This is a genomic window from Aggregatimonas sangjinii, assembly GCF_005943945.1.
GTDB classification, from domain to species: domain Bacteria; phylum Bacteroidota; class Bacteroidia; order Flavobacteriales; family Flavobacteriaceae; genus Pelagihabitans; species Pelagihabitans sangjinii.
Genome location: NZ_CP040710.1, coordinates 3914695 through 3935738, shown reverse-complemented (window position 1 = coordinate 3935738; position 21044 = coordinate 3914695). Strand labels below are relative to the sequence as shown.

The following is a 21044-nucleotide window of genomic DNA, read 5'->3' as shown; positions in this document are numbered from 1 at the left end:
GTAATATTCAATAATTGTAAACAAGAAAATTATGAAACTGAAATCCTTAAATTATTTCGCAATGATTACGCTCATCCTATCAGTATCATTGATAGGTTGTAATACTGATGACAATAGTCCTGATCCAGGTACTGTGGGTCAAGGGCCGACCTGCACCGATGGCCTTCAGAACGGGGATGAAACCGGAGTTGATTGCGGCGGAAGTGCGTGTGTAGCGTGCCCGGATACATCCGGAGAGGTCGCCGAACTAAATGGTTCCCTTACCGAAGACCGTACTTTGGTAGCTACCGAAGCGTATGCGCTAAAGGGAATATATACGGTAGAATCGGGCGCGACATTGACTATTCCCGCTGGTACCAGAATTGTTGCTGATTCCGGCACGGACAAATACATCTTAGTACAAAAAGGAGGTAAAATACAGGTGCAGGGGACTTCAACCGCTCCGGTAATCATGACTTCGGCAGGTGAAAGGCCAGGTGATTGGGGCGGACTGGTTATTGCCGGAAACGCCACAACAACAGAAGGTATCAATGCTATCGCAGAGGTAGGTGGCATCACTTATGGAGGCGACAATGACGCCGATGATTCCGGGTCGATCAATTATTTGATTATCAACTATGCAGGGGCGCAGATCAATGCCGAGTCTCAATACAACGGTCTTACACTGTACGCTGTTGGTTCGGGAACGACCATCGATAACGTTGCGATATTAAACGGCACCGATGATGGGGTCGAGTTTTTTGGTGGAACGGTCAATGCAAGTAATTTTTACCTGGAAAACAACGAAGACGATGCCGTTGACTGGACCGAAGGCTGGAATGGGACGTTAACGAATGCTTATGTGCTACATACGAATGCCGGCTTTTCTACCGCTGTCGAGGCCGATGGTGAAAACAAGAATCCAAGCTTAGTTAATTTTACGGCCGTATCGACCCAAGGTGGTACCGCGTTACAATTTAAAAAAGAGTCTGGAGCTACCATAACCGGACTTTCCTTAACTGGATATGAAACTTCCATAGATATGAGGGACAATGGTCCCTTGGCCAATATACAAATCGATAATGCCGATGCTGACCCAAGCAGTACCTATTTGGCCGATGCGACAGTAGATGTAGCAACATTTGCCTGGGTAAATAGTAATACCCAAGTCACTACTCAGAACCTATCGGGTACGATTACGACCGATACCAATTTAGATGCCAACGTCATTTACAATCTTACGGGGAACCTTAGTGTAGAACCTGGTGCTAAATTGACGATTCCTGCAGGGACGCTTATTATCGCTCAAGCGGATGATGCTGCTGCCAGTGATATCTATATTGTTGTGAAGAAGGGGGCTCAAATCGATGTGCTTGGCACTGCTTCCAGCCCCGTGGTTATGACCTCATCGAACCAGAGTCCCGGCGATTGGGGCGGCTTGGTCATTCTGGGCGACGCAACGACGACAGAAGGTGTCGATGCTGTAGCCGAAGTAGGTGGGTTTACTTACGGGGGTATGAATGACGTCGATAATTCGGGAACTATCGGGTATATGGTCATTAGTTATGCGGGTGCGCAAATCAATGCCGAGTCGCAATTCAACGGACTTACACTCTATGCGGTAGGTTCGGGAACAACTATTGCCAACGTAGCCATCTTGAACGGTACCGATGATGGGGTCGAATTTTTCGGAGGAACCGTAAATGCAACGGGCTTCTATTTAGAAAACAATGAAGACGACGCCATCGACTGGACCGAAGGTTGGAACGGTACGTTGACCGATGCCTATGTCTTACATACGAATGCCGGATTCTCAACAGCCGTCGAAGCAGATGGGGTAAATGGCAATCCAAAACTTGTTAACCTTACCGCGATTTCCACACAGATGGGTACCGCCTTACAATTTAAAAAGGAGTCCGGGGCAACGATAACGAACCTTTATTTAGAGGGCTATGCCACACTCATTGATATGAGGGATGACGGGCCTTTGGCCAATATACAGATTGATGGAGCCGATGCGACGATTGCAGGGCCTTACACTTCGGGAACCCAAGTTGATGTTACTATGTTTGGTTGGGCTACGGGAAACTAGAGCACAATTAAATACCACTGAAAACCCTGCTGTAGAGCGGGGTTTTCTTTTGTTGGGAACAATCGGGAATCCATAAAAACACCCTAATATTATTTAACCATAATGTTACAAATTGGTAATCTGCAATTAACCATTAGTTTACATTGTTGCACGTTCTTTGCAGAAACACGAAGTCCAGTAATGAAAGTATTATTCTCATTTTGTTGTGTGTTCATCACCTTTGTAGGCTTTGGGCAAAACGAAGGAAGTATCAAGGGTACGGTAACCGATGCTGGAATGAACGAAGAACCGGTGTTGTTCGCCAATGTTCAAATAAAGAATGCGGAAACGACGACCGAGACCAATTTTCACGGCAACTACGAGTTCAACGGTATCCTTCCAGGAGAATATACATTGGTAATCAGTTATCTAGGGTACGAAACCACAGAGATTCCCATTGTTGTGACGGCCAAGGCAGAAACCAATGTTCGTACCAGCCTAAAGACATTGCTTCCCTCTTTCGACGAATTTGAACTAGGGGATGAGGTAAGTGAAACGAATATTGAAAGTTCCCATACTGCTGCTGTATGGCCCAAGGAGTAGTCGATTCTGAAAAATAGAATATATGAAAACACCCCAACGCAAATTGGGGTGTCATTTTTTTGAAACGGTTCGTTGATTTACTAATTCCTACTAACGATACCTTCAGTATTTTTACTTTCGGTCACTCCAGCAATCGCGTTATTGCTGTACGCTACCTCTTTGAGAACATCATTGGCCCAGAACATCCATGTGCCAGTCTTAGCACCATTGTTATATGATCCAACAGAAATCGTCTTTCCCTCCGAATTATAACTTACCCATTCCCCATGTAACTTTCGCTCAAGATTAAAGGTACCTTTTTGGCTTATCGTGCCATCTTCATGAAAATAAGTAGCCTCTATCAAATTGGTTTCCTTATTTAGTTTCATTTCTGGCTTTGTCTGTGCAAATGCTACAGTAGCCACTATCAGTAAAGCGAGAAGTAAAATTGTCTTTTTCATTGTAATACAAATTATAATATGGTCAAAGTTATATAAAATTTACTTTAAATCAACTTTTTGGTAACATTAAATTTACATTGAAAACGATATATATTGATTTTTAGTATGTTACAAAAGAAGAAAATTCAAAAAACTGAGGGCGTCTTTACCAATAGAACTGCTAGAATTGTATCTCATTCGGCCATTTTCGCAGGGGTTTCAACATACATGTGTTCTAATTTTAGTCACGGAGTTTTGTACAGGGGTTGTTTTTAAAGTGCTATAATTCAGGTCAATACCACTTTTCCTTTCTACTCTCCAAAGGGTATCCTGACAATTTGCTTTTCTTTTCACATTGATTTTCAATTGATGACAACCGACATCTCCACCAAGGATATTTTTTCAAATAACGTTTACGAAACATTAGCTTAACATTGGTAAGGGTTCTTTATCTTCGACAAAAACTAAGACTTTCATGAAAATCAAGTTTTTGGTTCTTGTGCTAGCATTTTGTGGTTCAGGTATCGTGCACGCACAAGAAACGAACGCGCCCGCTTTCGGGAAAGGACTGTTTCGATTGATGGGTCAGGATAGTACGTGGAGTATGAAAATTGCGGCGCGGATGCAGTTCTTGACCGTCGCTTCTTGGGATGAAGGAGCAGATGGCGGGTTGATCGATCCGGAACAGAGCTTTTCAATACGTAGGGCGCGATTCAAATGCAATGGGTTCGCCTATTCCCCAAAACTAAAATATCAAATAGAATTGGGGCTATCGAACCGTGATCTGTCCGGAGCATCTCAATTTACCGGCAATGCGCCTCGATACATTCTGGACGCTGTCGTTATGTGGAATTTCATTGGAAGTTTTGAATTCTGGATGGGGCAGACCAAACTTCCCGGAAACATTGAACGTGTTATTTCTTCGGGAAACCTGCAACAAGTAGATCGCTCTTTGCTGAACAGAAGATTTACGATTGATCGGGATCAAGGCATTCAGCTCAGACATCATTTCAAATTATCGGATTCCTTTCTAGTCCGCGAGAAATTTGCCGTTTCCCAAGGGGAGGGTCGGAACATTATCTCCGGAAATCTTGGTGGATATCAATATACCGCCCGATTGGAAGTATACCCTTTCGGGGATTTCAGCGCATATATCGCAAGTGATTTAAAAAAGGTGCAAACTCCAAAATTGATGTTGGCGGCAACCTTTGATCACAATCAAGATGCGGTAAAGACTCGCAGCAATCAAGGAACCTATATGATGAACGATATGGGCTTTTACGAAACCGATATCAATACCATATTCTTGGATGCCATGTTCAAATACAAAGGTTTTTCATTTATGGGTGAATATGCCAATAGAACCGCCAAAGACCCGATAGCCAAGAATTCCGACGGTACGGAAACGGGAGATACCGTTCAGATAGGCGATGGCCTGAACCTACAAACAGGATACCTCTTTTCTGGCGATTGGGAAGTTTCAGGCCGTTACACCAGCATACATCTAGACGAGAATAGTACTGCAAGAAATTTGGAGCGTCAATACACTTTGGGGCTTTCAAAATTCATTGTGGGGCATAAGTTAAAAGTACAGTCCGATGTAAGCTATCTTTCGGTTGACGGCGCTGCCAACGAACTAATGTGCAGATTGCAGGTAGAGGTGCACTTTTAGACCAAATGATAACATTTACATAACATTGTGGGTAGGAAGACTATTGATATTTGCAAACTTGTTTAATCAAGAAATTATGGATAACATCTATTTTTTAATGATAATCGCCCTTGCCGTTTTGGCAATTGCCGATTTGGTTGTCGGCGTCAGTAATGATGCGGTTAATTTCTTGAATTCTGCAATAGGCTCAAAGGCGATTTCCTTTCGAACCATTATGATTGTTGCAAGTTTGGGCATAGCCTTTGGGGCTATTTTTTCAAGTGGTATGATGGAGGTTGCCCGTAAAGGTATTTTCAACCCCGGGGAATTCTATTTCAATGAGATCATGTTCATTTTTATGGCCGTGATGATTACCGATATTTTACTGCTCGATTTTTTCAATACGTTGGGAATGCCTACATCTACTACTGTTTCGATCGTCTTCGAGCTTTTGGGTGCGGCGGTGGCCATGGCGTTGATAAAAATCGGTGCCGATGGCGGAAATTTTAGCGATGTGGTCGATTACATCAATACTTCCAAGGCGACTGAAATAATCTTTGGAATTCTTTTATCGGTTATAGTTGCATTTTCCATTGGTGCGCTGGTACAATGGATTTCCCGTTTGCTCTTATCGTTCCATTTTGAAAAAAAGGAGAATTGGGTCGGCGCTCTTTTTGGAGGAGTTGCTTTAGCGGCCATCACCTATTTCATATTAATGAAAGGTATTAAGGGAACCGCCTTTGCCAGTGAAAGTTTCGATGTTATCGGAGGCGTTACCATATCGGAATTTCTCGAAAACCAATGGTTCGCTATTGCCGGGGCCAACTTTGTGATATGGTCTTTTCTGTCCTTCGTTTTGATGAACTTCGCCAAAATCAATATCTACAAACTGATTATTGGTGTGGGCACTTTTGCGTTGGCATTGGCCTTTGCCGGGAATGATTTGGTAAATTTTATAGGTGTACCGATTGCCGCGTGGCAGTCCTACGAAGCCTGGGCGGCATCAGGTGCGGTGGCCACTGACTTTAGTATGGAAATTTTGGCTGAAAAAGTACCGACGCCTACACTACTTTTGTTCGCCGCGGGTATCATTATGGTCGTAACATTGTGGTTTTCGAGCAAGGCAAGGGCGGTGGTAAAGACCTCAATAGATCTTTCGAGCCAAGAAGCGACTAAGGAGCGTTTTCAACCGAACTTCCTTTCAAGGGGTTTGGTAAGAAGTGCCATAGCTATTGCGCAGACAACTTCTGCCTTGATGCCAAAATCAATGCAGGAACGTATCGAGAACCGATTTGAGAAACCGCAGACTCCCTTATCGAGAAATCGTGTAAATGAGCTACCTGCTTTTGATATGGTACGGGCAGCCGTAAATTTAATGGTCGCAGGTATCTTGATTTCGATAGCCACATCGTATAAACTTCCGTTATCGACGACCTACGTAACCTTTATGGTCGCCATGGGTACATCCTTGGCAGATAGGGCATGGGGTGCGGAAAGTGCGGTCTACAGGGTAGCAGGGGTGTTGAACGTTATCGGAGGATGGTTCGGCACTGCAATAATCGCCTTCCTTGCGGCAGGTTTGATATTGGCCCTGATCAGTTTTGGTCAGGGGGCCGCGATTGCGGTACTGCTTTTCGTTGCCATTCTACTTTTGGCCAGAAGCTATATCTCACATAAAAAGAAGTCAAAAGAGATCAAAGCCGAGGATACCTTGAATAAAGCGGAGAGTAGTTCCATTCAAGGGGTAATCGAAGAAAGTGCGAATAACATTGCCAATGTGCTCAAGCGAACGAATAAGATCTATACGAATTCAATCAACGGTCTTGCGACACACGATTTAAATCTGCTGAAAAAGAACAAGAAACAGGGTTCGAAGCTATCAAATGAAATCGATGATCTACGTGATAATATATTCTATTTTATCAAAAATTTGGATGACAATAGCGTGGGGGCCAGTAATTTTTATATTACCGTACTAGGGCATCTGACCGATATCGCACAGTCTTTGGAATACATTGGTAAGGTGAGTCTTAAACATGTGAACAACAACCACAAAAAACTGAAGTACAATCAAATAAAAGAACTGAAACAAATAGACGAGAAACTCGATGAGGTCCTGAATCTTACGCAAACCGCCTTCGATGAGAGATCATTCGAAAAAGTGGGTGTGGTTGTGAGCAAAAAACAGGAGTTGTTCGATTTGGTTTCCGAAAAGATACAGACACAGGTGGCACGTACACGTACCGAGGAATCAAGTCCGAAGAATACGACACTGTATTTTTCATTATTGCTCGAAACAAAGGATTTGATGACTTCCACCATGAACTTGTTGGAGCAGTACTACAATGAGCATGATAGCTCCGTTATTCCTGCGACTTTGACAGGTGAATCCGAAGACGAATAGGATTGCCCGATCGAGAATTTTAGTACTTTCGTCTCTTTATAAATCCCATGACAAGGAATCTCCTCTTTGCGTTCGCCGCTTTTTTGACAACGACCTCCTTCTCACAAGAATTGTCCGGTGAGCAATTGTTGGATAAGGCCATTGCCTACCATGACCCTAATGGTATTTGGCCTGTATTTCAGGGCGCATTCACTGTTACCATGACCACGCCCGATGAAGAGAAGCGGCTGAGCGATATCGTTTTGAAACTTCCCCGGGAGTATTTTCATCTTACCACTTTAAAAGATGGCGTGACTATTTCCCAGAAACTCGATAAGGAGCACTGCGAGCTCTTACTGAACGGGAGTGCTGAAATCTCCGAAGAGGAAAGCAAAAAACATCGTTTGAGCTGCGAGCGCGCACGAATGATGAAAGATTACTATACCTATCTCTATGGTCTGCCCATGAAATTAAAAGATCCGGGAACCCTGTTGACCGACGAGGTACAAACCAAAACATTCAAGGGCGAGAAGTATCTCGTGTTAAAGGTAAATTATGCTCAAGAAGTCGGGAAGGATACTTGGTATTTTTACTTCGACCCCGCCACATATGCATTGAAATTGTATCAATTTTATCATGATGAATCCGCGAACGACGGGGAATACATCATCCTTACTGGAGAAGAGGAAATTTCTGGGATAAAAATGCCAAAAATAAGGGCTTGGTATTACAATAAAGACGACAAATACCTCGGCACCGATGTCTTGTCAACACTATCTAGTTTGGAGGAATAAAATCCGCTTCAACAGTTCACTTGAAAGCCATAACACTTCAATCCCGCATACCCTACTTTTTTTAAAGTTCACAACAATTTCATAAAACGGGAGGCCCACTGCTGCCGTTCGTCGAAAAATTTATACCTATTTCTAATTTGCTGCGTTAGGGTAAAGATTCCCAAATCCAAACCTTATGCGTACCTTACAATTCCCTTTACTTTTATTGTCTACTTTTTTCGTTTTGACAAGCTGTTCAAAAGACTCCGATGTATCCGAACAACAGCAGGAAATAGAGCAGGAAACGAACGATTCCGCTAGACTCTCCGCAAAGAACCTGTATCAAGATTATTACGTGGCTTCTCGCTTTGAGAGTTCCGATTCGCCATGGGCGGGAGATGAATCGGCTTGTGATCCCGGCACAGTGCCTCAAGATGTAAGGGCTAAAATTTTTACACGCTTATCCTATTTTAGGAAGGCAGTAGGGTTACACAATGAAATTTCCGAAAATGCGACTAAAAGTGAAAAGGCACAACGGGCCGCGTTAATGATGCAGGTGAACAATACGCTGGATCACTTTCCACCGAACAGTTGGCGATGTTTCTCGCCTGAAGGCAAAGAAGGAGCGGGCAACTCTTTACTGACAACGGCTAGAAATGCAGAAGCGATCGATTCGTATATGCGCGATGCAGGTTCCGCCAATGGGCCAGTAGGTCATAGACGCTGGTTACTTTGGCCCAATCTTCAGGAGATAGGAATCGGTAATACGAATCAAGCCAATGCCGTTTGGGTACTCGGAAATGCGGGAACACCACCGGCAGACGCCCCTGAATTTGTCGCTTGGCCACCAAAAGGCTATGCGCCCAAACAACTGGTATATCCCAGATGGTCTTTCTCTCTCAAAGGAGCCGATTTCACGGATGCCACAGTAAGCATGACAGATTCCGACGGGTCTACCATATCCTTGACCATTGAAGAGCTGAACACGCAGTTTGGGGATCGTACGATTGTTTGGGTTCCCGAAGGAGTGCAAACCAATATTACCGAAGACACCGCTTACACAGTTACCGTGAACAATGTTACGGTCGATGGCGAAACAAGGGACTTTACCTACGCGGTAATCATTTTTGACCCCTCGGAATAGGTACGTTTGTTCAGAATCAATAGCGTTAGACTACCGCTTTGGCGTACTTTTCGACCTGTCCTACTTTTGAGGAAGATGGCATATGAACTCCATTTCATCCTTGAATACATCCGTTTTGTCATATTTATGATTATAAATGTGGATTTGTTTAACATTTTTACAAAATTTACACCGTTCTATATTGATTCTTGTAAAAACGTTAAACAAAAGTTTGTAACTTGTTACAATCGTCTACTCAAAACATATGTTGGTAACCACAGAGCAGAAACTCATTGCGGAATACAATTTTACTGTCGGCCGTTTTCGCTATTATCCCAATATTATCATCGGTGAATTCAACGAAGGCGTTCATGTGACCAAGGAGAATGCTGCAGAACCGATCAGGTTGGCAAAAGAGTTGTGTGGTACGGAAAAGCCTTTGGTGTATATATCCCACCGACTTCATTCCTATTCAATGGATCCCACAGGTTATGAGGCAGTAACTAAGATGTTCCCAAATTTTAGAGGTTTCGCTATAGTTTCCAACAATCGGTACCGAAGAATGTTGGCCAACTTAGAAAGGCTCTTCATTAAGAGGCCCATAAGGGTATTTTATGATCTCGACAGGGCTTTTCAGTGGGCGGAGACACTTTTGGCGGCCGAAGAGTAAATATTACCATCGTTCTGAAGACTATTTTTGAGCATGGAAAAAAATCCAGGAGCTGAAAAAACCAATACCTATCGAGTGGTCTAGTTTGCCCCCTCTATTGCATCCATTGGTTGCCCTACTAGTTCCAAAGTAGTTGTATAGAGATTTTTATTTTCCATTTTAGCCTTGAGCCAAGCGTAGAAACTCATTACGAAAATATCTTCCTGTGCTGCGCCCAACCAGTGAAATGACCGCTGTACCTGATCGGAGAACGCCGATGAGATGACCTCCCTTGGCATTTCGTAGTATTGGGTAACGAGCTCCATAAAAGTAAGTACTCTTTGCTCTCCCATGTTTCTGATTTTTTTTGCGAACCTCCGGTTAAAGCGTTCCAACCTTAGGAAAACCAAATCCTGTTTATCAAGTTCTATAAGCAATAAAATTTCTATAATGTTTTTCTTGAGCACCCAGAGTAGCCCCATTTTCTTTTCATACCAGTCGTCGCTGTGATTGAGCAACAATAAGCTCTGGTAAGCTTCCGAAAATTTGCTTTGTTGCATTAAGCACATGGGCAGGATCAGTTTAATATCCAGCGAATCGTTATGATAGCCTTGCAACAGTTCAAGTGCTTTTACATAATCTCCCGTGTAGTTTAAATTAAGGGCTTTAATAATACAGAGTTTTTCATGGAATCGTTTACGATAGGTGCCATTGTCCGCATCCATCTCTCGCTCCATCTGCGCCGCAATCTGCATTGAATCACGAAATCGCTTGTTCCTAAAATGGGTTATGGCCAAAAGATTCAGAATGTTCAGATAGTAGTACCGATGTTTGTTTTTTAGAATACCCTTTTTACCTACAATCGTATAGATGGTCGTCATCATAGGGGAGATGGTATAATAGTCGTTCTGCAGTTTGGCTGAGGTAGCGGTTATTTCCATCAGTTGAAATAAAGATTTAAATGTAAGGGTCTCATCTATTTGGATGTTCAAGCTTAAAAAGACTTCTTCCATTACCGTCTTGACCGATTTTTTACGATCGGGATTTTTCAATTCGGCCTTGATCAAGGCATAGGCCCTGTTCAGCTGAAAGTCGCGTTGGTATGATTTCATATTGGCCTCTGAATCCTGAATAACATCCGGCAAGGACCAAGCGATATTCAAATGGGCATATTGAATTTTGGTATGGTATATTTCGTTAAGAATGGAATAGACGTCGCTCTGCTTTGCGATTTTTTCCGCTTTATCCAAGGTTTTGATGCCTACCTTGTATTTTTTCTTCTCAAAAAAAATACGACTGGCAAGCACCAGTTTCAGAATATCCATTTCTTCGGATGTTTCCTCTGAAAAACTTCTGTTGGCCACGAAATCGATGAGGTTGTCCTGTAGCCTTTTGCAAAGTGCGTGAAAGGCATTTTTAGCTGGTTTGCCATAGAGTTTGATGTCTAGGTCATCTTGAATTCCGGTATCCAGTAATCGAAGGAGTTTTTCGTTTTTGGCGTCGGTTCTCCGGTTCTTTCGTCGTTGAAGCAATAGGAATTCTTGCTTCTCTTCCTCGGAAAAACTGTCTATTATGGCAACAAGACTTCTCATTTAAACATAAGTTAGAGTTTCTAAAAAGCTATGTAAATATGGATAAAGTTATAATTTAATACATAAATTAAACGTAAGTTTTTAAAAATTCTTTCATTTCGCGGACGGAAACGCTATCGCATCTTTGCCCCGTAATCCTAAAAACAAAAGATTATGGAAAATGCAATGAACAACAAGAAAGAGGAAAAAAAGATTGAAGCATTTAACGGAAGACCGACGTCTGCATTCGTATCGGCTGCTTGGATCGCTTTACTTATAGGAATGGTTTCCTATTGTATCGGTTTGTGGAACGCCTATATGGAATTAAACGAAAAAGGCTACTACTTTACCATTCTCCTGTTCGGACTCTTTTCGGTAGTATCGGTACAGAAAAGTGTTCGCGATAGACAGGAAGGCATTCAGGTTACCGATATCTATTATGGTATTAGCTGGTTTACTACCCTCACTTCCGTCACGCTGCTGATCATCGGTTTATGGAATGCCGATTTAGAGCTGAGCGAGAAGGGGTTTTACGCCATGTCATTTACACTGAGTTTATTCGCTGCCGTGGCGGTTCAGAAAAATACACGGGATATCCAATATTTAGATAGTATGGAAGAGCAGCAAAAAACGAAGTTTTAAAAAGTGAAATGGAAGAGGCCGTCTAAAAAGTATAATCTATTACTTTTTAGACAGCCTCTATTTCTATTATTCCCTTTTGCTATAAGGCAGCCCTATTGTAATTCATCATTTCCGCAATGATTTCGGTATAGCGGTTTTTTATGTATTAGCGGTCGAACACCTTTCAAAGAATATCGAACAAATGGAATAGTAGGAAGGTAGGTACAAGCGCCATTCCCTAACGGCATTTAGAAAAGATATTACCTGTAAAAATTCATTTCGTCTAAATACTGCCATACGTTTTCAGGCAGCATGGAACGAATGTTCTTTCCCTCTTTATGGTTTTTTCGAATAAAGGTTGATGAGATTTCCATGATGGGCGCCGCCACATGATGTATTTTCGGATGGTCTTTAAATTGATGCTCCACTATTCCTTCAGATACCCTCGGATAAACATATAAGTCATAGTTTTCCAATATTGCCTCGTAATTTTTCCATTTATGAAAACCTTTGAGGTTGTCCTCACCCATGATCAGGCAAAATTGAAAGGCTACCCCATATTTTTCTTCCAAATGCACTAAGGTGTTGATGGTGTAATTCGGTTGGGGCAAATCGAACTCTATCTTACTTGGTTTCAATTTCGGAAAGTCTTTTGTCGCCTCGAAAACCATTTGATACCGATGGTGATTGTCCAAGAGGCTCTTCTTGGTCTTGAAAGGGCTTTGGGGTGTGACGACAAGCCACACTTCGTCCAAATCGGAAAACTCCACCATATGATTGGCCAGAACCATATGGCCGATATGAATGGGGTTGAATGTTCCGAAGTAAAGGCCGACCCGCTTCACTCTTTCGTGTTTTTGTTGGCAATCGTATCGGTATTTGAAAGGCCAATAAAATCTGCAACGAGCTCATAGGCCTCCCCTAAAGCCGTATCCAAATCGTAATTTTTGATGATTTTATCGAATTGGGGCGCTGTGGCCAATTCTACCGATGCCTTGGCGATACGCATATTGATTTTGTCGTCACTTTCCGTACTGCGTTTTTTGAGGCGTATTTTCAATTCATCGATACTGGGCGGCTTTACAAAAACGGCTAGTGTTTTCTCCGGAAACTTCTTTTTGATCCGTAGACCGCCTGCGACATCTATATCGAAAATAACATTTTTTCCCTCTGCCCAAAGCCGATCTACTTCACTTTTAAGCGTACCATAGAAATTGTCGCGGTACACTTCTTCCCATTCCAAAAAATCGTCATTTCGTATATGCTTCTTAAATTCGGATACGGTAATGAAGTAGTAGTGTTCCCCATTTTTCTCCTTTCCTCTTCTAGGTCTTGAGGTCGCCGAAACCGAAAATGCCAGATTGAGTTCGGTTTGTTCCAGTAAGTGTTTAACAATAGTGGTTTTGCCACTACCCGAGGGTGCCGAAAATATGAGTAATTTGCCGCCTTTCATGTAATAGAAAAAGTTTATTTGACTGCCTTTATGCAGCTGTAAAAGTTGATTTGTTTCAATGCAAAGTTCAAAAGAAGGCTTGGAATCATGGGTGCTTTACCTTTATTTTTATTGGAACTACAGTACATTCAGCATTTGTTCTTTGATCTTCTCGAGTTCATCTTTCATCTGAACGACCAGTTGTTGCATAGGCGCATAATTTGCCTTTGATCCAATAGTGTTGATTTCCCGGCCGATTTCCTGGGTAATGAATCCCAACTTTTTCCCGTTCGAATCTTCAGATTTCAAGGTTCCCGAAAAATAGTCCAAGTGATTTTTCAAGCGTACTTTTTCCTCTGTAATATCATACTTTTCCAAATAGTAAATCAACTCTTGCTCAAAACGGTTTTCGTCTACATCGGTCTTTAAATCGGCCACTGCTTTTTCCAAACGCTCACGAACATCGGTCTGCCGATCGGGATCTATTTGTACGATTTTTTCCAGCAACTGCTCAAGGGATTCTACCCGCTCGATAAAATCTTTCTCGAGTACGCTCCCTTCGGCAGATCTGAATGTATTGATTTCGACCAAGGCTTGCTTCAAGGCGACAAGTATCGCTTCGTATTCCTCCTCATCGATGTCTTCACGTTCGGTCTTCATACTGTCCGGCATGCGCAAGGCCATTTCCATCAGCCTTAAATCGTCTCCGTCTGCAATTGCTGCAAGTTGAACCATATAAGCCCTAACGGCTTCTTTATTGATGACCGAAGAGGTCTCGGCACCGGTATATTCAACGTACAATCCAAAGTCTACCTTCCCGCGAACCAAAGAGCTGGCGATCATTTTGCGCAGATCTAGTTCTTTTTCACGATAGGCGGAAGGCATTCGCGCATTCAAATCTAGATTTTTACTGTTCAGGGATTTGAGCTCTACGGTAATTTTTTTTGAGGGAAGCTGTATAACATGTTTCCCAAAACCCGTCATGGATTGAATCATAGGTGCATTTTAGATTGGTGCAAAGGTAACGGTTTTAGGCCAGCAAGCCGACCGCCTTTAAAGTTCCCGGACCCAGATATTGCGAAAACTTACGCGACTACTGTCGCCGTGATCCTGTAGCATTAAAGGTCCTTTACCGTGGGCGTCGTTCTTAGGCCAACCAATGTAGGGTGTAGTTCCTTTGATCTCTACATGATCCTGTAGGAGCACTCCATTGTGTAGCACGGTCATCGTGCCCGATTTGATTTTGTTACCATCGGCATCGAATTCAGGGGCGTGATAGATAATATCATAACTATTCCACTCGCCTGAGGGCACCGAAGCCATTGCTAAAGGTGTATGCTGCTTATAAATCGAACCTACCTGCCCATTCACGTAGGTAGCGTTGTCATTATTATCCAGAATTTGTACTTCGTAAATACCATTGAGAAAAACGCCGCTGTTGCCCCTATTTTGACCCTCACGTTGTACTTCTGCGGGCGAGCGCCATTCCATATGCAATTGAATACTTCCAAAGTCTTGTTTGGTCTGAATGTTTCCGGTCTTGTCGGCTACCGTCATGCTGCCATCGTTGTTCAGTATCCATTTGGCCGCAGTGCTGTCTTGAGACTGTACCCACCCATCCAGAGAACTACCGTCAAAGAGCACGATGGCATCACTTGGCGTTTTTCCATTTAATGCTGGGCCAACGACGGGCACCTTTGGTTCGTAAAATTCGGTTTCTTCGGGTTTGGTCGGCTCGGTACCGGAATATTCCTCGTGAACGATGACCGAGTCTCTAACCTCGGCACTGATTTCTTCTACGATTGCTTTCCCTTTTTCCTGACAGGCTAAAACGCTCAGAAGTATAAGAATTGTAATAAGGTAACGGTATTTCATAGTATGTATGGGTGAAATTATAGTTGAAATCGGACTCTTTTTCCAGATTTCTCCGGAGCGAATGTTTTAAAATTTTGAAAAGTTCCAGACCGAACCGTTTTACGGACGTTTGATGGTTTTTTCCAGCATCTTTGCTTGTGTTTTACAGTTCCTTGATTTTAATATTACGAAAGGCTACCCGGTCACCGTGGTCCTGCAAACCGATTTTACCGGTGGTGTATTTTCCAAAGTGTTCCCAATCGGCAAATTTCGACTTCGAAACCATTTCTTTCCATTCAGGGTCGTTCAATGGAAATTTCACGATTTCCGTTCCATTAAGCACAACGCCACCAGAGTTCGTTTGATGGTTTATGGTAATCTCGAACAAATTCCATTCGCCGACCGGCTTGGTTACATCTTCCGTCGGGGAAACCATGTCGTATAGCGCGCCCGCTTGATGGCTTTTGCCATTTTTTCCATCGGGATGTCGGTCGTTGTCCAACACTTGAATCTCCGGCCCGGTCTCATAGGGTTTTTTAAGACTTTCTATTTCCTTGATTCCCCAAAAGACTCCGCTATTGCCGCCTTCGGAAATACGCCATTCCAATGAAAGAATAAAGTCGGTGTATGTCTTGTCCGATACCAAATTGAAACTTTCCTTGTCTTCTCTGTTCTCAGGCGGATGGAATACCATTGCCCCGTCTTCAATCTTCCAATTTTCGGAGACTTCCGCTTTTAGATATTCATGCCACCCGTCAAAGGAAGTGCCATCAAAAAGAACGGTCCATTCGTTTTCTTGGGTTGCCAATTCGGTTTTTGCAATCATTTCAGCATCCTTTTCTTCGGAGGTTTCGGTGGGTTTTTCTTTGCATCCGAAAACCAATAGGATTAAGAATAATGTAAATAGATTTTTCATTGGTAGTGTTTCTTCGGTTATCGCATCAAATCGGTAGGTCGTTAGAGCATTCTTCGTAAGACATCTTCGGGTATATCATTCGACAACAATTCAAATCTGACGGCCCTATGGGTTAATAGGAAGTCTAGAACAAATCTGTTGTTCTGGCCTCCTGAATTACTTTTAGGTACCCAATATTTTTTTTAGCAACTCGGTATCCGCAGCGCCACCGGCAAAATCATCAAAGGTCTTTTCGGTCGCCTCGATAATATGGTCTTGAATAAATATAGCCCCTTCGCGTGCTCCTTGTTCCGGACTTTTAATGCAACATTCCCATTCCATCACGGCCCAAACATCGCAACCGTATTGCGTTAATTTGGAAAAAATAGTCTTAAAATCTATTTGGCCATCACCAAGCGAACGGTATCGGCCTGCTCGGTCGCCCCAATCATTGTAACCGCCAAAAGCACCTTTCTTTCCGGTAGGGTTGAATTCGGAATCCTTTACATGAAACGACTTAATAAATTCATGGTAGTGGTCTATATATTCGATGTAATCCAGTTGCTGTAACACAAAATGGCTAGGGTCGTAAAGGATGTTCACTCGTTTGTGATTCCCTGTAGCCTCTAAGAAGCGCTCAAAGGTATCGCCATCGTGAAGATCTTCCCCGGGATGGATTTCATAACAAACATCTACACCTTCTTTATCAAAATGGTTCAATATCGGCATCCATCTTTTGGCAAGTTCCTCGAAACCCATTTCAACCAGTCCTGGTGGTCTTTGCGGCCAAGGGTGCCAGGTATGCCAGAGGAGCGCTCCCGAAAAGGTAGCATGCGCGGTAATCCCCAGTCGACGGCTGGCCGTGGCCGCTTTCTTTACCACATCTACCGCCCATTCGGTACGGGCCTTGGGATTGTTCTTTACGGCATCGGGAGCAAAATTATCGAACATAAGGTCATAGGCCGGGTGTACGGCTACCAGCTGACCCTGTAGATGGGTAGAAAGTTCCGTAATTTCCAATCCGTAGGAGTTTACCTTTCCTTTCAACTCATCGCAGTAGTCTTGACTTTCAGCCGCTTTGTCCAAATCGATAAGGAAATGTTCCCAAGTCGGAATCTGTATGCCCTTATACCCAAGATCGGCCGCCCATTTGCACATGCCGTCCAAGGAGTTAAAAGGGGCTTCACTGTCTACGAATTGCGCCAAAAAAACGGCGGGTCCTTTAATTGTCTTCATGCTATGCTATTTCTTTATTAAATTTTAAGGAGGTTTCCGAATATGCTGATTTTAAGAATATACCTTATATTTAGTACTTTGTATTTTACCAAAGGCTATATTTATTGGGACAAGTCATAAATATAGGAAAACTGACAGAATTAACGGAAGAATGAATATATGAATACAGAAGACCAGTATGATGCCATCGTGGTGGGGACGGGAATCAGCGGCGGCTGGGCAGCAAAGGAACTTTGCGAGAATGGATTAAAAACCCTGGTGTTGGAAAGAGGCCGTATGGTCAAACATGTGCAGGACTATCCGACCATGAACGATGATCCATGGGACTATGATCTGAAAGGGGAACTGTCGAAGGATGACAAGAAAAAATACCATGTGCAAAATCGCGTGGGTTGGGCCCCGAAGGAGGACAATAAGCATTTTTTCGTCAATGATTTGGAACATCCCTACGTTGAAACGAAACGTTTCGATTGGATTCGCGGATACCAGGTAGGAGGACGTTCCCTGACTTGGGGTCGACAGAGCTATCGTTGGAGCGATATCGATTTTGAAGCTAACAAAAAGGAAGGCATCAGTATTGATTGGCCCGTGCGCTACAAAGATATTTCACCTTGGTATGACAAAGTAGAGGAGTATATTGGGGTGAGTGGCGAGAACCTTGGTCTAAGGCAATTACCCGATGGAAAATACCAACCGGCCATGCAATTGAATTGTGTAGAGAAGGATTTGAAAAAGGCGGTTTCCGAAAAATTCGACGACGGCCGCGTAGTGACCATCGGAAGAACGGCCCATATTACCGATCCGAATGCTAATTTTGAAAATCGCGGCGTATGTCAGAACAGAAATAGATGTTCGCGAGGGTGCCCTTTCGGGGGCTATTTTAGTAGCAATTCGTCTACATTGCCTGCGGCGGAACGAACTGGAAACATGACCTTACGTGCCAACAGTATCGTCTATGAAATCAGTTATGACGATGTGACCAAAAAAGCGACCGGTGTAAAGGTGATCGATGCCGAAACAAACGAGAAAATCGAATTCAAGGCCAAGGTAATTTTCCTATGTGCCTCTGCCATGGCCTCTGTTGGCATTCTGCTGCAATCGAAATCGGCACGATTCCCGAACGGGTTAGGAAATGATTCCGACGCCTTGGGCCGCGGTATTATGGACCATCATTACAAACTGGGTGCAACGGCCAAAGTTGATGGCTACCTTGACAAATATTATAAGGGAAGGCGGGCTAACGGGTTTTATATTCCTCGATTCGTGAACCTCGATGCAGCGACCAAGCGCGAAGGATACCTACGCGGCTTTGGGTATCAAGGTACCGCAAGCCGTCAAGATTGGTCGGCTGCCGTTGCCGAAATGGGCTATGGTAAAGCGCTTAAAGAAGAAATTTTGAAACCAGGACAATGGCAGATCGGGGTTACCGGTTTCGGGGAGTTTCTGCCGTATGACGACAATAGGGTTACCTTGAGCCCGACCGAAAAAGACAAATGGGGGCTTCCACAGCTAGCGTTCGATGTAGAGTTCAAGGAAAACGAATATCGCATGCGGGAAGATATCAAGAAAGAAATCGTGGACATGTTCAAAAAGGCAGGGTTCAAAGACGTCAATTCGTATGAAGAATCATCGGGACCTGGTTTGGGTATTCACGAAATGGGCGGTGCCAGAATGGGACATAGTGCAAAGACTTCGATCTTGAACAAGCACAATCAAGTACATACGGTGCCCAATGTGTATGTTACCGATGGGGCATTTATGACCTCTTCGAGTTGCGTAAATCCTTCGTTGACCTATATGGCGTTTACGGCAAGGGCCGCCAATCATGCCGCAGCGGCATTCAAGGCAGGAACCTTTTCCTGAAACAAATACAATGACGAACCAACAATAGTAGCAAGAACAAATACGTTTAAGGTAAATGGACAATGCTTCAGCAAGAAACATGTGGGGTGATTATTTAGATCAGCATCTAGAGGATGCTTTTCACGAGGCCCCCAAGACAATCCACTTTTGTAATAATGAACAGGATGCCAACGAATGTGCCAGGCTGGTGAAGCAAGGCATAAAGCGGGCTACTTCCCCATCGTTGCTAGGGTTGCAATACCGAAAGGAGCGACTCCCGAAAATAGGGGATTTTATGGTCGTAACCGATTGGGAGGGTACGGCACAGTGTATCGTGCAGACGACCAAAGTAAAATTGAAACCTTTTTTCAGCATCGATGCCGAATACGCACGCTTAGAGGGTGAAGGCGATCAATCATTGGAACAATGGAAAAAGACCCATTGGGAGTACTACGAAAAAGAACTGGCCCAATTTGATAGAGTACCACGAGAAAGTATGATCGTGGTATGTCAAGAATTTGAAAAGGTGTTCGAGCGGTAAAATTACTTTTCTTGTGCCTTACCACCCCCTTCGGCTACGCTCGAGGTTCTTTTCTTGAACAAAGTGCCGGCCGGGTGAAGCCTCTCCATCGATTTTTTCTATCTTTAACACTATCCAGTGCCGCTCTAGATTTGTTCTTAAGGCATGCCGGAGGCTGAGCGTAGCCGAAGCCACTTTTCCAAGCCTACCGGCCCTCGAATTCGCTTGGGCTTCGTTTCTAGAAGTCGTCGATAGCAGAGCGTAATCGAAATCACTTCATCAATTTCACCCAAGTATTTTTGGCTTTATGCGATGCTACCGTAGCTTCGATAAAGTTCATCCCACGTACACCATCTTCCATGGTCGGGAATTCCCCATCGTCGTATTTTTTTCCACGAATCGCTTTGGCCGCTCCTAAATAAATATTGGCCATTGAGTCGAAAATACCTTCAGGATGGCCTGCGGGTAATTTAGTGCCGTCTAACGACAATTTCGAATTGTACTCATGACCGGGTTTGTAAATTTGGGTAGGTTCCGTATCGCTCATTTTATAGAGGAAATTCGGTCTCTCCTGCTCCCAGCGCAGGGCTCCCTTTTCACCGTAAATGGCGATGGCGAGTCCGTTTTCCTCTCCGGTAGCGACTTGGCTACTGCGAATAACGCCTTTCACATGATCGTCTAGTCGAATGAGAACCGTGCCGTCCACATCCATTTTATTGTCCTTATAGAGATAATTGAAATCACAGAGCAAGGATTTCACTTTAAGACCGGTGGTATACTCTACTAAATTAAAGGCATGTACCCCTATATCTCCCATGCACGAACTGATACCAGCTTTTTTAGGGTCTAAGCGCCATACGCTAGACCGTTTTTTCTTATCGTGTATAATAGTATTAATCCAGCCTTGATAATAGCGCGCATCGATTTTATGAATTTTCCCGAGTTCTCCCTTTTTGATCATTTCCCGCATTTGGCGCACCATGGGATACCCGGTATACGTGTGCGTCAACGCAAAAACAGTTCCAGCCTTTTTATGGGCCTTTTGAAGTGTTTTTGCTTCGGCCAAGCTGGTGGTCATCGGCTTTTCGCATATGACATGAAAACCATTGTCCAACAACTTTTTCGCCATGGGGAAATGGAGAAAATTCGGTGTGAGAATCGAACACACCTGGATACGTTCGTTCTCGGGCAGTTTCATTTCTTCTTCTACAAGGGTATCGAAGTCTTTGTAAATTCGATTTAGTGGGACGTCTATTTCCCGAGCGAAAGCCTTGTTCGCCTTGAAATCTGGATTGAAAACAGCTCCAGTAATTTCATAATTGTCGTTGATTTGGGAGGCCACGCGGTGCAGTACTCCGATGAGGGAGTCGCCTCCTCCTCCTAAAATTCCTAGTCTTATTTTTTTCGGCATGGGATGTATAT

At 43.6% G+C, this 21044-nt stretch carries 19 protein-coding genes; 10 read left to right on the top strand and 9 right to left on the bottom strand.

All coding sequences use genetic code 11. The annotated features are described in order from the left end of the window. Window positions 1-31 precede the first annotated feature (31 nt). Window positions 32-2071 carry a hypothetical protein gene (locus tag FGM00_RS16485; RefSeq protein WP_236262822.1) on the top strand — a complete coding sequence of 680 codons (2040 nt, stop codon included), beginning with the start codon at window positions 32-34 and terminating at the stop codon, window positions 2069-2071. Window positions 2072-2251: 180 nt separating this feature from the next. Continuing rightward, a complete protein-coding gene (locus tag FGM00_RS16480) occupies window positions 2252-2653 on the top strand; it encodes a carboxypeptidase-like regulatory domain-containing protein (RefSeq protein WP_175416257.1) in 402 nt (133 codons plus the stop codon). 80 nt (window positions 2654-2733) lie between these two features. Here FGM00_RS16480 and FGM00_RS16475 read toward each other — a convergent pair whose 3' ends face one another. After that, window positions 2734-3093, bottom strand: coding sequence for a toxin-antitoxin system YwqK family antitoxin (locus FGM00_RS16475; RefSeq protein ID WP_138853966.1), 360 nt, complete (start codon window positions 3091-3093; stop codon window positions 2734-2736). Window positions 3094-3547: 454 nt separating this feature from the next. On the opposite strand from FGM00_RS16475, the gene FGM00_RS16470 reads away from it, so the two are divergent. From FGM00_RS16470 to FGM00_RS16450, 5 genes are all read left to right on the top strand, one after another. After that, complete coding sequence (locus FGM00_RS16470; RefSeq protein ID WP_138853965.1) at window positions 3548-4744, top strand: porin; 1197 nt, start codon at window positions 3548-3550, stop codon at window positions 4742-4744. 76 nt (window positions 4745-4820) lie between these two features. Next, window positions 4821-7127, top strand: coding sequence for an inorganic phosphate transporter (locus tag FGM00_RS16465; protein ID WP_138853964.1), 2307 nt, complete (start codon window positions 4821-4823; stop codon window positions 7125-7127). A 47-nt stretch (window positions 7128-7174) separates the two neighbouring features. Further along, window positions 7175-7900, top strand: coding sequence for a DUF6503 family protein (locus FGM00_RS16460; protein WP_138853963.1), 726 nt, complete (start codon window positions 7175-7177; stop codon window positions 7898-7900). A gap of 175 nt (window positions 7901-8075) precedes the next feature. Further along, the gene (locus FGM00_RS16455; protein ID WP_138853962.1) at window positions 8076-9023 is read left to right on the top strand and encodes a CAP domain-containing protein; all 948 of its coding nucleotides are present in this window, start codon (window positions 8076-8078) and stop codon (window positions 9021-9023) included. A 244-nt stretch (window positions 9024-9267) separates the two neighbouring features. After that, on the top strand, window positions 9268-9672 hold the full coding sequence (locus FGM00_RS16450) for a hypothetical protein (protein WP_138853961.1): 405 nt from the start codon (window positions 9268-9270) through the stop codon (window positions 9670-9672). Window positions 9673-9752: 80 nt separating this feature from the next. Here FGM00_RS16450 and FGM00_RS16445 read toward each other — a convergent pair whose 3' ends face one another. Beyond that, the gene (locus FGM00_RS16445; protein WP_138853960.1) at window positions 9753-11243 is read right to left on the bottom strand and encodes a hypothetical protein; all 1491 of its coding nucleotides are present in this window, start codon (window positions 11241-11243) and stop codon (window positions 9753-9755) included. Window positions 11244-11396: 153 nt separating this feature from the next. Here FGM00_RS16445 and yiaA point away from each other — a divergent pair, with 153 nt between their 5' ends. Continuing rightward, on the top strand, window positions 11397-11864 hold the full coding sequence (gene yiaA / locus FGM00_RS16440; protein ID WP_138853959.1) for an inner membrane protein YiaA: 468 nt from the start codon (window positions 11397-11399) through the stop codon (window positions 11862-11864). Between the two features lie 239 nt (window positions 11865-12103). Here the strand turns inward: yiaA and nadD are convergent, their stop codons facing one another. The 6 genes from nadD to FGM00_RS16410 form a co-directional block, all read right to left on the bottom strand. After that, window positions 12104-12688 (bottom strand): nicotinate (nicotinamide) nucleotide adenylyltransferase, encoded by a 585-nt coding sequence (gene nadD, locus FGM00_RS16435; protein WP_138853958.1) that lies wholly within the window; start codon window positions 12686-12688, stop codon window positions 12104-12106. After that, complete coding sequence (gene gmk, locus FGM00_RS16430; protein ID WP_138853957.1) at window positions 12685-13296, bottom strand: guanylate kinase; 612 nt, start codon at window positions 13294-13296, stop codon at window positions 12685-12687. Before gmk ends, nadD begins: the two co-directional genes overlap by 4 nt. A 117-nt stretch (window positions 13297-13413) precedes the next feature. Then, entirely contained in the window at window positions 13414-14271 is an 858-nt protein-coding gene (locus FGM00_RS16425) for a YicC/YloC family endoribonuclease (protein WP_138853956.1), read from the bottom strand. 57 nt (window positions 14272-14328) lie between these two features. Further along, window positions 14329-15150: a 3-keto-disaccharide hydrolase gene (locus FGM00_RS16420; protein ID WP_138853955.1), complete on the bottom strand. Its 822-nt coding sequence runs from the start codon at window positions 15148-15150 to the stop codon at window positions 14329-14331. A 142-nt stretch (window positions 15151-15292) separates the two neighbouring features. Next, complete coding sequence (locus tag FGM00_RS16415; protein WP_138853954.1) at window positions 15293-16045, bottom strand: 3-keto-disaccharide hydrolase; 753 nt, start codon at window positions 16043-16045, stop codon at window positions 15293-15295. Between the two features lie 162 nt (window positions 16046-16207). Beyond that, on the bottom strand, window positions 16208-17260 hold the full coding sequence (locus FGM00_RS16410; RefSeq protein ID WP_138853953.1) for a sugar phosphate isomerase/epimerase family protein: 1053 nt from the start codon (window positions 17258-17260) through the stop codon (window positions 16208-16210). 159 nt (window positions 17261-17419) lie between these two features. On the opposite strand from FGM00_RS16410, the gene FGM00_RS16405 reads away from it, so the two are divergent. Both FGM00_RS16405 and FGM00_RS16400 read left to right on the top strand, forming a co-directional pair. Then, window positions 17420-19123, top strand: a complete 1704-nt coding sequence (locus tag FGM00_RS16405; RefSeq protein ID WP_138853952.1) for a GMC oxidoreductase — start codon at window positions 17420-17422, stop codon at window positions 19121-19123. Between the two features lie 55 nt (window positions 19124-19178). Next, entirely contained in the window at window positions 19179-19643 is a 465-nt protein-coding gene (locus tag FGM00_RS16400; protein ID WP_138853951.1) for an ASCH domain-containing protein, read from the top strand. A gap of 250 nt (window positions 19644-19893) precedes the next feature. Here FGM00_RS16400 and FGM00_RS16395 read toward each other — a convergent pair whose 3' ends face one another. Beyond that, window positions 19894-21033, bottom strand: a complete 1140-nt coding sequence (locus tag FGM00_RS16395) for a Gfo/Idh/MocA family protein (RefSeq protein ID WP_138853950.1) — start codon at window positions 21031-21033, stop codon at window positions 19894-19896. Window positions 21034-21044: the final 11 nt, after the last annotated feature.

Bases quoted from the DNA above. Each gene is read 5' to 3' on its own strand.
- FGM00_RS16485 (WP_236262822.1), top strand. From the start codon at position 32: ATGAAACTGAAATCCTTAAATTATTTCGCAATGATTACGCTCATCCTA.
- FGM00_RS16480 (WP_175416257.1), top strand. From the start codon at position 2,252: ATGAAAGTATTATTCTCATTTTGTTGTGTGTTCATCACCTTTGTAGGC.
- FGM00_RS16475 (WP_138853966.1), bottom strand. From the start codon at position 3,093: ATGAAAAAGACAATTTTACTTCTCGCTTTACTGATAGTGGCTACTGTA.
- FGM00_RS16470 (WP_138853965.1), top strand. From the start codon at position 3,548: ATGAAAATCAAGTTTTTGGTTCTTGTGCTAGCATTTTGTGGTTCAGGT.
- FGM00_RS16465 (WP_138853964.1), top strand. From the start codon at position 4,821: ATGGATAACATCTATTTTTTAATGATAATCGCCCTTGCCGTTTTGGCA.
- FGM00_RS16460 (WP_138853963.1), top strand. From the start codon at position 7,175: ATGACAAGGAATCTCCTCTTTGCGTTCGCCGCTTTTTTGACAACGACC.
- FGM00_RS16455 (WP_138853962.1), top strand. From the start codon at position 8,076: ATGCGTACCTTACAATTCCCTTTACTTTTATTGTCTACTTTTTTCGTT.
- FGM00_RS16450 (WP_138853961.1), top strand. From the start codon at position 9,268: ATGTTGGTAACCACAGAGCAGAAACTCATTGCGGAATACAATTTTACT.
- FGM00_RS16445 (WP_138853960.1), bottom strand. From the start codon at position 11,243: ATGAGAAGTCTTGTTGCCATAATAGACAGTTTTTCCGAGGAAGAGAAG.
- yiaA (WP_138853959.1), top strand. From the start codon at position 11,397: ATGGAAAATGCAATGAACAACAAGAAAGAGGAAAAAAAGATTGAAGCA.
- gmk (WP_138853957.1), bottom strand. From the start codon at position 13,296: ATGAAAGGCGGCAAATTACTCATATTTTCGGCACCCTCGGGTAGTGGC.
- FGM00_RS16425 (WP_138853956.1), bottom strand. From the start codon at position 14,271: ATGATTCAATCCATGACGGGTTTTGGGAAACATGTTATACAGCTTCCC.
- FGM00_RS16420 (WP_138853955.1), bottom strand. From the start codon at position 15,150: ATGAAATACCGTTACCTTATTACAATTCTTATACTTCTGAGCGTTTTA.
- FGM00_RS16415 (WP_138853954.1), bottom strand. From the start codon at position 16,045: ATGAAAAATCTATTTACATTATTCTTAATCCTATTGGTTTTCGGATGC.
- FGM00_RS16410 (WP_138853953.1), bottom strand. From the start codon at position 17,260: ATGAAGACAATTAAAGGACCCGCCGTTTTTTTGGCGCAATTCGTAGAC.
- FGM00_RS16405 (WP_138853952.1), top strand. From the start codon at position 17,420: ATGAATACAGAAGACCAGTATGATGCCATCGTGGTGGGGACGGGAATC.
- FGM00_RS16400 (WP_138853951.1), top strand. From the start codon at position 19,179: ATGGACAATGCTTCAGCAAGAAACATGTGGGGTGATTATTTAGATCAG.
- FGM00_RS16395 (WP_138853950.1), bottom strand. From the start codon at position 21,033: ATGCCGAAAAAAATAAGACTAGGAATTTTAGGAGGAGGAGGCGACTCC.